Below are 11,806 nucleotides of genomic sequence, written 5' to 3'. Positions count from 1 at the left end.
CACAGCGACCGCGCAGCACCTGAGCCTGTGCAGTACCTGTGGGAGCGGCTTTAGCGGCGAAGAATCCAACGCGGTGCAAGACCGGATGTATCAGGCGCGCAACTGGTACCAGGTGGTCTTGAGCTGCGAATACTTGTCGAACGAATGCAGCGACAGGTCGCGGCCAAACCCGGACTGCCTGCCGCCGCCGAACGGCACTGTCACATCCAGCGCATCGACCGTGTTCACCGACACGGTGCCGGCTTTCAGCGCCCGCGCTACCCGGTGCACCTGGTTGAAGTCATCGCTCCACACCGACGCTGCCAGGCCGTAGATGCTGTCGTTGGCCAGGCGCACCGCCTGCTCTTCACTGTCGAAGGTACTGACCGCCAGCACCGGCCCGAACACCTCCTCCCGCGCCAGGCTCATATGGCCATCGACCCCGGCAAAAATGGTCGGCTCGATGTAATTGTCCGAACCGTCGATTGTCAGGCGCCGACCGCCGCACAGCAACCGCGCCCCCTCCTGCCCGGCGCGGGCAATGGCAGCTTCGATCCGGCCCGTCTGCCCGGCATCGACAATCGCACCGGCACGGCTCGCCGGGTCCAGCGGGTTGCCTGGCAGCCATTGGCGGGCCTTGGCCTGCAGGCGCTCGATGAACTCGTCATGGATGGAGCGCTGCACGTAAAGCCGCGAGTTGGCCGAGCACACCTCGCCCTGGTTGAAGAAGATACCGAATGCCGCCTTTTCCGCAGCCAGGTCCAGGTCCTGGCAGTTTTCGAACACCAGATTGGGGCTCTTGCCGCCGCACTCCAGCCACACCTGCTTGAGGTTGGACTGTGCCGAGTACTGCATGAAGTACTTGCCCACCTGAGTGGAGCCAGTGAACACCAGGCAATCCACGTCCGGGTGCAGGCCCAACGCCTGCCCGGCCTGCTCGCCCAGGCCCGGCACCACGTTCAGCACACCTTCGGGCACACCGGCCTGCAGCGCCAGCTGGGCCAGGCGCAGGGCCGAGAACGGTGATTGCTCGGCAGGCTTGAGCACCACGCTGTTGCCGGCAGCCAGTGCCGGGGCAAGCTTCCAGGCAGCCATGTCGAGGGGGAAGTTCCATGGCACCACGGCGGCTACCACGCCCAGGGCTTCGCGGGTGATGGTTGCCAGCGCGTTGGGCGCGGTGGGTGCCACCTGGTCGTACAGCTTGTCCAGCGCCTCGCCGTACCAGGCGAACACCTGCGCCGAGCCCGGCACGTCGATGTTGTAGGCGTCCATGACCGGCTTGCCCATGTTCAGCGAATCCAGCAGGGCCAGTTCTTCGCGATGGGCCAGGATCAGCTCGGCCAGGCGCAGCAGCACTTTCTTGCGCTCGCCCGGGGCCATGCGCGGCCACGGGCCTTGCTCGAACGCCCGGCGGGCGCTGGCGACGGCCAGGTCTACCTCGGCCTGGCCGCAGGCGGTGACCTGCGCCAGTACCTTGTTGGTGGCGGGGTTGATGGCGGCGAAGGTGGCGCCGTCCTGTGCGTTGACGGCTTTGCCGTCGATCAGTGCAGTGGCCGGGAGGTAAAGGTCCGAGGCGCGATGTTGCCAGAATTCGAGGGTGTACATTTGTACTCCTGGTAACTGTTGGAGCAGTGTTGACAGGGGGCTACGCGGTTCCTGTGGGAGCGGGCGTGCCCGCGAATCAGGCGCTGCGGTGGATGGCACCGGCTTCGCCGGTGTTCGCGGACTTGCCCGCTCCCACAGGGGTCAGCGGTTCAGAGCTTGCCGACCAGGCGCGCCGTACGGTCCACGGCTACCCGGGTCTTCTCCACCAGCTCGTCCAGTTCGCTGTGGTTGGCGACCAGTGCCGGCGCCATGATCATCCGGCCCAGGGTCGAACGAATGATCACCCCTTCCTCGAAACCGAAGGTGCGGCACTGCCAGGCCAGGTCATTCTCGTTGGCGAAGCGCTTGCGCGTCGGCTTGTGCTCGGCAAACTGCAGCGCCGCCACCAACCCGGCGCCCTGCACCTGGCCGATCAACGGGTGATCGGCAAACACCTCGCGCAGGATGCGCTGCAAGTACGGCCCGGTATCGTCCTTCACCTGGCGCACAATGCCTTCGTCCCGCAACGCCTTCAGGTTGGCAATGGCCACCGCCGCTGCCACCGGGTGGCCGGAATAGGTCAGGCCGTGGGCGAACACCCCGCCCCGCTCCACCAGTGCCTCGGCAATGCGCTTGCTCAGCACCAGCCCGCCCATGGGCACATAACCGCTGGTCAGGCCCTTGGCGATCGACAGGGTGTCGGGCTCGAAGCCGAAGTATTCGTGGGCGAACCATTCGCCGGTGCGGCCAAAGCCGCCGATCACTTCATCGGCGCACAGCAGCACGTCGTACTGGCGGCAGATGCGCTGGATCTCGGGCCAGTAGCTTTCTGGCGGGAAGATCATGCCGCCCGCCCCCTGGAACGGCTCGGCGATAAAGCCGGCGACGTTCTCGGCGCCCAGTTCGAGGATTTTTTCCTCCAGCTGCAGGGCGCAGCGGCGGCCGAATTCGACCGGGGTCAGGTCGCCGCCCTCGGCGTACCAGTACGGCTCGTCGATATGCGCCACATCCGGGATCAGCCCGCCCATTTCGTGCATGAACTTCATGCCACCCAGCGCCGTGGCGGCCAGGGTCGAGCCGTGGTAACCGTTCCAGCGGCCGATCATGATCTTCTTGTTCGGCTGGCCGACCACCTGCCAGTAACGGCGCACGGTACGGATCAGCACCTCGTTGGCCTCGGAGCCGGAGTTGGTGTAGATCGCGTGGCTGTAGTGCCCCGGCAGCAGGCTGAACAGCAACTCGGACAGTTCGATCACCGCCGGGTGGGTGGTGTGGAAGAACATGTTGTAGTAGGCCAGCTGATCCATCTGCGCGGCGGCGGCGGCGGTCAGGTCGCGGCGGCCGTAGCCGAGCTGGGTGCACCACAGGCCGGACATGCCGTCCAGGTAGCGCTTGCCCTCGCTGTCCCACAGGTGCAGGCGTTCGCCACCGACGATCACCCGCGGCCCTTCGGCATTCAGCGCCTTCTGGTCGAGGAAGGCATGGATGTGGTGCGCGGCATCGGCTGCCTGGTAGTCGCGGGTCTGGCGTTGCGGGGCGAAAGGCGCATTCATTGTTGGTTTTCCTTTGCGGTGGGTTGCAGGGTGGCTTGCGCTCAGCGCAGCTTGCCCATGTAGCTTTCCAGCGGGTCCTTGCCCAGCACGCCCTGGGCATTGGCCAGCGCGTCGATGAACAGGGAGAACAGCTCGGACTGGGTACCGATGTCGAGCTTGGCGTAGACGTTCTTGCGGTGTGACTTGATGGTGTCCTCCGACACCCCCAGGCGCTCGGCCAGCGACTTGGTCGAATGGCCACGCAGGATCAGCTGGGCGATACGGCATTCACGCTCGGTCAGCAGCGAGCTGCCGAAGTTGTTCAGGGCCGCGTGGATGCGCTGCTCGAGGATGTTCTCGAAGCGCCCGGCGCGGCTGTCCAGCCCGGCGAAGTGCTTGCCGAGCAGCGCCAGCACCCAGGGCGTGATACGCCCGAACAGCGCACGGGTTTGCCCATCGAGCTTGTCGGTGAACGCCAGCGATACCGCCAGGCTCTGCCCGGGTGCGACCTGCAGGATGTAGTTGAGCTCATCCTCCAGGTGCGAGTGCCGGTAGAACGACTGGTAGTACTCGCTGACCTCGAACTGGTCGGGCGCCACTTCGAACAGGCCGTAGCAACCGGACTCGACCTGCTCCACACAAGCCCCGTAAAACGGGTCGAGCAGATAGAAGCCAGACAGGTAGCGGCTGACATTGCCCTCGGGCTGCCAGGGCGCCTTGTCATCCTGCTCGAACAGTGCGCAGGGCATGCCGTGGTGCGGGTACAGGTACACCGTGGTCGCCTGGATCGGCCGGATCACCCCAAGCGCAGCAAACAGGGTGGCGGCAAAGCCCGGCCGGCCGATCGCCTCGGTGACCTTGGCCTGGTGCTCGAACCACTGTTGCGTAAGCAATTGATCAGTCACTGTGGGCCTGCCGTCTCAAGTGAAGGCACCGCTGCCAGTGCGGTGCGTTGTTGGCCAGATACTCCCATGGCACTGCAAACACCGAAATCACCCTTTGGGGTGAGCAGGTACAACCGCCTGCCGGCTCACCCCAAAGGGTGATTCCGGGTACCGGCGGGGTGTGGGAGCATCAACCCGCCCCAGCGCTGCGAGCCACCCGCTCGACCTCCTTGCACAACACCCACCGGTATCGAGCCCGCTCGCATACCGCGGCGTGCTGCATCCCTTTTCAGGAGTTAGCAATGCATACAACAACAAGTACAGCCCATAGCCCTGCACATAGCCCGTCGCAACCCACCGCCAGCAACGGCCGTTTCCGCAAATCCATGGGGCTGCCCGCCCTGGTGCTGTTCGGCCTGGCCTACATGGTCCCGCTTGCAGTATTCACCACCTACGGGCTGGTCACCCAGATGACCAAGGGGCACCTGCCCACCGCCTACCTGCTGACCCTCGCCGCCATGCTGCTGACCGCCTACAGTTACGGCCGCATGGTCCAGGCCCACCCATACTCCGGCTCGGTCTACACCTACACCCGCAAGGCCTTCGGCAGCCACATCGGCTTCATCGCCGGCTGGACCTTGCTGCTCGACTACATCTTCCTGCCGCTGCTCAGCTACCTGCTGATAGGCATCTACATGTCCGAATACTTCCCGGCCATCCACGCCTGGGTGTGGGTGGCGGGTTCCATTGCCCTGGTCACCTTCCTCAACCTGATCGGCATCGAGTCGATCACCCGGGTCAACTGGGTCCTGGTGGTGATGCAACTGGTGTTCATCATCGTGTTCGTCGCCCTGTCCATCCACAACCTCAGCGGGCAGGCGCAGCCGGTGTCGCTGCTGGCGCCCTTCCACCACGAAGGCTTCAGCGTGCCGTTGATCATGACCGGCGCCGCCGTGCTGTGCCTGTCGTTCCTGGGCTTCGATGCGGTCTCGACCATGGCCGAGGAAACCAGCAACCCCACCTACCGCATTCCCGTGGCGATTCTCGCCGTATCGCTGATTGGCGGCCTGTTGTTCCTGGTAGTGTCGTATTGCGCGCAGATGGTGTTCCCTGACTGGGGCAGCTTCGCCGACCCGGACTCGGCGTCGGTGGACGTGATGCGCCGGGTCGGCGGCGAGCTGCTGGTCACCGCCTTCACCGCCACCTACGTGGCCGGCTGCTTCGCCTCGGCGATGGTGTCCCAGGCCAGCGTGTCGCGGGTGCTGTTCGCCATGGGCCGCGACGGTGCATTGCCCCGTGCGTTCGGCCAGCTGGTGACGAAAAAGCGCGTACCGGCCACGGCCATCCTGCTGGTCAGCCTGCTATCGCTGATTGCCTTGGTGATTACGCTCGACACGGTGGCCAACATGATCAGCTTTGGCGCACTGTTCGCCTTCTCGGCGGTGAACCTGGCCGTGGTCAAGCACTACCTTGTAGACCACAAGCTGCGAGGTGGTCGTAACTACCTGCTGTATGGTGCCATTCCCGGCCTTGGCTTCCTCAGCACGCTGTGGCTGTGGAGCAGCCTGACCAGCCTGTCGTTCACCATCGGTCTGTGCTGGATGGGCATGGGCCTTGTGGTGCTGCTGGGGCTTACCCGGGCGTTCCGGGTGAAGCTGCCGGAGTTGCAGATGGCCGAGTGACACAAACAGCGCCCCCACAACCGCCTTACTCAGACTGGAAGCCTGCGCGGTCGTTGTGGGAGCGGGCGTGCCCGCGAACACCGGCAAAGCCGGTGCCATACACCGTGTCGGGCGCTTCGCGGGCGCGCCCGCTCCCACGGGCATGGCATACGCTCGAACATCGTTCCTCAATAGCAGGCCATGCGATAACAGAACGTTATCACCTGATCCGCATTAATCATTATTCAGCACACATTTCGCCCCCTACAGTCCCAGCACAACGACTGTCATTGCCAACGGGAAACGAAATGTCCATCGAACATCGCCTGAACCACATCGCCGGCCAGCTCAGCGGCAACGGTGACGTGCTGCTGAACAGCGTCGACGCCCACACCGGCGAGCCACTGCCCTACGCCTTCCACCAGGCGACCGGCGACGAAGTCGATGCCGCCGTGCTGGCCGCCGAGGTCGCCTACCCGGCCTACCGCAGCACCCGCCCGGCCCAGCGCGCCGCCTTCCTCGACGCCATCGCCAGCGAACTCGACGCCCTGGGCGATGACTTCGTCCAGCAGGTGATGCGCGAAACCGCGCTGCCCGAGGCACGCATCCGCGGTGAGCGCGCCCGCACCAGCAACCAGCTACGCTTGTTCGCCGAGGTGGTGCGCCGTGGCGACTTCCTCGGTGCGCGCATCGACCGTGCCCTGCCCGAGCGCACCCCGCTGCCACGCCCGGACCTGCGCCAATACCGCATCGGCGTCGGCCCGGTGGCGGTATTCGGTGCCAGCAACTTCCCGCTGGCCTTCTCCACCGCCGGCGGTGACACCGCCTCGGCGCTGGCCGCCGGCTGCCCGGTGGTGTTCAAGGCCCACAGCGGGCACATGCTGACCGCCGCCCACGTGGCCGCGGCGATTGACCGCGCGGTGGCCGCCAGCGGCATGCCGGCAGGCGTGTTCAACATGATCTACGGCGCCGGCGTGGGCGAGGCTCTGGTCAAGCACCCGGCGATCCAGGCGGTCGGCTTCACCGGTTCGCTGCGTGGTGGCCGCGCCCTGTGCGACATGGCGGCTGCGCGCCCGCAGCCGATTCCGGTGTTCGCCGAAATGAGCAGCATCAACCCGGTCATCGTCCTGCCCCTGGCCCTGCAGGCCCGTGGTGAGCAGGTAGCCGGCGAACTGGCTGCATCGGTAGTGCTGGGTTGCGGGCAGTTCTGCACCAACCCGGGCCTGGTGGTGGGCATCAAGTCGCCGCAGTTCGAACGCTTTGTGCACACGCTGGTGGCGCGCATGGCCGACCAGGCGCCGCAGACCATGCTCAACGCAGGTACCCTGCGCAGCTATCAGAACGGTGTACAGCACCTGCTGGCGCACCCGGGCATCAAGCACCTGGCCGGCCAGCCACAAACCGGCAAGCAGGCCCAGCCGCAGCTGTTCAAGGCGGACGTGAGCCTGCTGCTGAACAGCGACCCGCTGCTGCAGGAAGAAGTGTTCGGCCCAACCACCGTGGTGGTGGAAGTGGCCGATGCCCGGCAACTGGCCGAAGCGCTGCGCCACCTGCAAGGCCAGCTGACCGCCACCCTGATTGCCGAGCCGGACGACCTGCGTGCCTTTGCCACCCTGGTGCCGCTGCTGGAGCACAAGGCCGGGCGCCTGCTGCTGAACGGCTACCCGACCGGCGTCGAGGTAGCCGACGCGATGGTGCATGGCGGGCCATACCCGGCCACCTCCGATGCCCGTGGCACTTCGGTCGGGACCTTGGCCATCGACCGCTTCCTGCGCCCGGTGTGCTTCCAGAACTACCCGGATGCGCTGCTGCCGGAAGCACTGCAAAGTGCCAACCCGCTGGGGATTGCGCGGTTGGTGGATGGGGTTGCCAGCCGTGGAGCGGCGTGATCTGTTGACGAGGTAACCTGTACCGGCCTCTTCGCGGGCACGCCCGCTCCCACAGGTACTGCACAGGGTTCGAGAACTGTGCAGTACCTGTGGGAGCGGGCGTGCCCGCGAAGAGGCCGGTACAGGACAACCAACCCTGTATACAATTTGCAAATACCTTGCTTACAATGCCCTGCGCCTATGACATCGGTAATCGCCGATGCATATTGCGACAGGCTCAAGCCATGTCATCTACAAATGCTCCAAAAACGCTACTGGTCAAAAACGCCGAACTGCTGGTCACCATGGACGGCGAACGCCGCGAGATCAAGCACGGCGGAATGTTCATCGAAGGCAACCTGATCCGCCAGGTCGGCCCCAGCGATACCCTGCCGCAGCACGCCGACGTGGTGCTGGACATGGCCGGCAAGGTGGTCATCCCAGGCCTGGTCAACACCCACCACCACATGTACCAGAGCCTCACCCGCGTGGTGCCGGCGGCCCAGGACGGCGAGCTGTTCAACTGGTTGACCAACCTGTACCCGATCTGGGCGCGCCTGACCCCCGAGATGATCGCGGTGTCGACCCAGACCGCCATGGCCGAACTGATCCTGTCCGGCTGCACTACCTCCAGCGACCACCTGTACATCTACCCCAACGGCTGCAAGCTCGACGACAGCATCCATGCCGCCGACGAGATCGGCATGCGCTTCCATGCCGCACGCGGCAGCATGAGCGTGGGCCGCAGCCAGGGCGGCCTGCCGCCTGATTCGGTGGTGGAAAAGGAAGCCGACATCCTCAAGGAATCGCAGCGCCTGATCGAGGACTACCACGACGCCAGCCACGGCTCGATGCGCCGCATCGTGGTAGCGCCCTGCTCGCCGTTCTCGGTCAGCCGCGACCTGATGCGCGAAGCCGCCGTGCTGGCGCGCCAGTACGGGGTGTCGCTGCATACCCACCTGGCCGAGAACGTCAACGACATCGCCTACAGCCGCGAGAAGTTCGGCATGACCCCCGCCGAATATGCCGAGGACCTCGGCTGGGTTGGCCACGACGTGTGGCACGCCCACTGCGTGCAGCTCGACCAGCACGGTATCGAACTGTTCGCCCGCACCGGCACCGGTGTCGCCCACTGCCCCTGCTCGAACATGCGCCTGGCCTCGGGCATCGCCCCGGTGCGCAAGATGCGCGACTACGGGGTCCCGGTGGGCCTGGGGGTCGACGGTTCGGCATCCAACGATGGCGCCAGCATGATCGGTGAGGTGCGCCAGGCCCTGTTGCTGCAACGGGTAGGCTTCGGCCCCGACGCGATGACCGCACGCGAAGCGCTGGAAATTGCCACACTCGGCGGCGCCAAGGTGCTCAACCGCACTGACATCGGCGCCTTGACCCCAGGCATGGTGGCCGACTTCGTGGCCTTCGACCTCGGCCACGTCGCCTATGCCGGTGGTCACCACGACCCGCTGGCAGCGCTGGTGTTCTGCACCCCGACCCAGGTGCACACCAGCGTCATCAATGGCCGTTTGGTGGTGAAGGACGGCCAGTTGGCCACGGTCGACCTGCCACGGGTACTGGAGCGCCACAACCAGTTGGCGCGTCAGTTGGTCAGCGGCGAATAAGCGGTCAGGCTGTTGCCAACGCCGGGTAGTCGGTCAGGCCACGGGCATCACCGCCAAACAGCGTGGCCCGTTCATGCTCGGCCAGTGGTGCATTCAGCTGCAGCCGTGCCGGCAGATCCGGGTTGGCCACGAATGGCCGGCCAAAGCCGATCAGGTCAGCCCAGCCCTCCTCCAGCGCACGTCGTGCACGTTCGCCGGTGTATTTGCCGGCATACACCATCACCCCGGGGAACACCGCCCGCAGTTGTTGCTTGAAGTCCACCGGCATGTCCGGCGCGTCATCCCAGTCGGCTTCGGCAATGTGCAGGTAGCCGATGCCGATTTCGCCCAGGTGCCGGGCCGCTGCGGTATAGGTAGTGACCGGGTCGGCATCGACACAGCCATTGAGCGTGGTCAGCGGCGCCAGGCGTACACCTACGCGCTGGGCGTCGCCGGTGCCATCGACCAGCGCACGGGTGACCTGGTCGAGGAAGCGCAGGCGGTTCTCCAGCGAACCGCCGTAGCGGTCGGTGCGGTCGTTGGCGCCGGAGTCGAGGAACTGGTTGACCAGGTAACCGTTGGCCGCGTGCAACTCGACACCGTCAAAACCGGCAGCCATGGCATTGCGCGCAGCCTGGCGGTACTGCTCGATGATCTCGGCAATTTCCGCTTCGCTCAATGCGCGCGGTGTGGAGGCCTGGACAAAGCCAGGCGTGCCATCGGCATTGTCGATGAACACATTCACGCCTTCGGCCTGCATCGCCGAGGACGACACCGGTGCCTGGCCACCGAGCAGGCTGCTGTGGCTGAGGCGGCCGACGTGCCAGAGCTGGGCAAAGATACGCCCGCCCGCGGCATGCACAGCCTCGGTGACCAGGCGCCAGCCGTCGACCTGCGCCTGGGTGTGGATGCCCGGGGTGCGGGCGTAACCCTTGCCCAGTGGCGAGATCCAGGTGCCTTCACTGACGATCAGCCCGGCACTGGCGCGTTGTGCGTAGTACTCGGCCATCAGCGCAGTCGGTACATCGCCAGGCTGGGCAGCGCGGGAGCGGGTCATCGGCGGCATCAGCACGCGGTTGGGCAGGTTCAGGGCGCCGAGTTGCAAGGGTTGGAACAGCGGATCTTGAGTCATTGCGAGCATCTCCGTAAGTCGAATCAGGGGGTCAGGCGCGGCTGACGACAGGTTGTGGCTGGGCAGGTACGCGGCGATCGAGGCGGCCGCTGTACAGGGTCAGGGCCAAGGCAGCAAGGGTGACCAGCGCGGCGATCCACGGGGTATGGCCGAGGCCCAGCTGCTGCACCACCTGGGCACCGCCCCAGGAGCCACCGGCCACACCCAGGTTGAAGGCGGCGATGTTGAAACCGGCGGCCACGTCGACTGCATCGGGGGCGACCTTTTCAGCCTGCTGTACCACGTACACTTGCAGGCCCGGCACATTGCCGAAGGCTACTGCCCCCCAGGCCAGCACAGTGACGACCACCAGCACCGGATGCGGCGCGGTGAAGGTCAGTGCCAGCAGCACAACGGCCAGCAGCAGGAAGATGATCGACAGGGCCTTGACCGGGCCTTTGCGGTCGGCAAGGCGGCCGCCCCAGATGTTGCCCAGGGCAACCGAAACACCGTAGGCGAGCAGCACCAGGGCGACGCTGTTGGCGCCGAAGCCGGCGATGTCCTGCAGGATCGGGGCAAGGAAGGTGAAGGCGATCAGCGAGCCGCCGTAACCCACGGCAGTCATGGCATACACCAGCAGCAGGCGCGGTTGCAGCATCACCCGCAGTTGGCGCAGCAACGGTGCCGGCTGGCTGTGCTGGATGCGCCTTGGCACGAACACCAGTGCACCAAGCAGCGCCACCAGGCCGAAGGCGGCCACCACCAGGAAGGTCACGCGCCAGCCGAAGTGCTGGCCGATGAAGGTGCCCAGCGGGATACCGGTGACAAAGGCCACGGTCATGCCACTGAACATGGTGGCGATGGCGCTGGCGGCTTTTTCTTTCGGCACCAGGCTGGTGGCGATGATCGAGCCGACCGAGAAGAACACCCCGTGGGCCAGGCCGGTGAGGATACGCGCCATGATCAGCGATTCGTAGCTGGGCGCCTGCCAGGCCACCAGGTTACCGGCGGTGAACAGCGCCATCAGGCCGACCAACAACAGCTTGCGCGGTACGCGGCCGGTCATGGCAGTGAGCAGGGGGGCGCCGATGGCGACGCTGAGGGCGTAAAGGCTGACCAGCAGGCCGGCCGAAGGCAGGGTCACGGCCAGGTCATTGGCGATGGCTGGAATGAGACCGACGATCACGAACTCCGTGGTGCCGATGGCGAAGGCCGCCAGGGTCAGGGCTAACAAGGCGAGAGGCATTTGAGAATCACCTGTTGAAGGTTGGAATAGGTGAATTCTCGAGGGACGCAGGGATGGGAAAAAGATGGGTGCGGGACAATGAGTTTTGATCTGGAAGCAAAGGTTGCGACCGTGCTGTTGCGAAAGGGTCAATCTATTGTGTTGCCTAGACAGACGCATTCGCGGGCACGCCCGCTCCCACAGGTACTGCACTGCAGTTGAAAACAGCGCTGTACCTGTGGGAGCGGGTGTGCCCGCGAATGGAGCCACCGGGTCGCTGTCGCCATGCTCAACCGACGAAGTGGCCGCCCTCAGGCTGGCAAGATCAAGACCGTCCAAGTCATAATTGTTAACAGTTAAGTCC

General features: G+C 65.5%; 8 protein-coding genes. 3 read left to right on the top strand and 5 right to left on the bottom strand.

From position 1 onward, the window contains the following. Window positions 1-90: 90 nt before the first annotated feature. The 3 genes from CAF70_RS06305 to CAF70_RS06295 all read right to left on the bottom strand — a co-directional run bounded on the left by CAF70_RS06305 (window position 91) and on the right by CAF70_RS06295 (window position 4,000). Entirely contained in the window at window positions 91-1,584 is a 1,494-nt protein-coding gene (locus CAF70_RS06305; protein WP_085623490.1) for an aldehyde dehydrogenase, read from the bottom strand. A 149-nt stretch (window positions 1,585-1,733) separates the two neighbouring features. After that, a complete protein-coding gene (locus tag CAF70_RS06300; protein WP_085623492.1) occupies window positions 1,734-3,116 on the bottom strand; it encodes an aspartate aminotransferase family protein in 1,383 nt (460 codons plus the stop codon). 41 nt (window positions 3,117-3,157) lie between these two features. Next, on the bottom strand, window positions 3,158-4,000 hold the full coding sequence (locus CAF70_RS06295) for a helix-turn-helix transcriptional regulator (protein ID WP_085623494.1): 843 nt from the start codon (window positions 3,998-4,000) through the stop codon (window positions 3,158-3,160). 281 nt (window positions 4,001-4,281) lie between these two features. Here CAF70_RS06295 and CAF70_RS06290 point away from each other — a divergent pair, with 281 nt between their 5' ends. The 3 genes from CAF70_RS06290 (at window position 4,282) to CAF70_RS06275 (ending at window position 9,127) form a co-directional block, all read left to right on the top strand. Continuing rightward, the gene (locus CAF70_RS06290) at window positions 4,282-5,661 is read left to right on the top strand and encodes an APC family permease (RefSeq protein WP_085623496.1); all 1,380 of its coding nucleotides are present in this window, start codon (window positions 4,282-4,284) and stop codon (window positions 5,659-5,661) included. A gap of 287 nt (window positions 5,662-5,948) precedes the next feature. Continuing rightward, window positions 5,949-7,529, top strand: a complete 1,581-nt coding sequence (locus tag CAF70_RS06285; RefSeq protein WP_085623498.1) for an aldehyde dehydrogenase (NADP(+)) — start codon at window positions 5,949-5,951, stop codon at window positions 7,527-7,529. A gap of 224 nt (window positions 7,530-7,753) precedes the next feature. Continuing rightward, on the top strand, window positions 7,754-9,127 hold the full coding sequence (locus CAF70_RS06275; RefSeq protein ID WP_085623500.1) for an 8-oxoguanine deaminase: 1,374 nt from the start codon (window positions 7,754-7,756) through the stop codon (window positions 9,125-9,127). A 4-nt stretch (window positions 9,128-9,131) separates the two neighbouring features. On the opposite strand, the gene CAF70_RS06270 is transcribed toward CAF70_RS06275, so the two are convergent. Both CAF70_RS06270 and CAF70_RS06265 read right to left on the bottom strand, forming a co-directional pair. Next, window positions 9,132-10,238 (bottom strand): alkene reductase, encoded by a 1,107-nt coding sequence (locus CAF70_RS06270; protein ID WP_085623503.1) that lies wholly within the window; start codon window positions 10,236-10,238, stop codon window positions 9,132-9,134. 31 nt (window positions 10,239-10,269) lie between these two features. Next, a complete protein-coding gene (locus tag CAF70_RS06265) occupies window positions 10,270-11,463 on the bottom strand; it encodes an MFS transporter (protein WP_085623505.1) in 1,194 nt (397 codons plus the stop codon). Between the last annotated feature and the right edge of the window lie 343 nt (window positions 11,464-11,806).

Origin of the sequence: Pseudomonas sp. B19(2017) (genome assembly GCF_002113165.1) — a bacterium.
Classification (GTDB): Bacteria; Pseudomonadota; Gammaproteobacteria; order Pseudomonadales; family Pseudomonadaceae; genus Aquipseudomonas.
The sequence above is the reverse complement of the archived record's forward strand: the minus strand, read 5'-3'. Positions and strand labels throughout refer to the sequence as shown.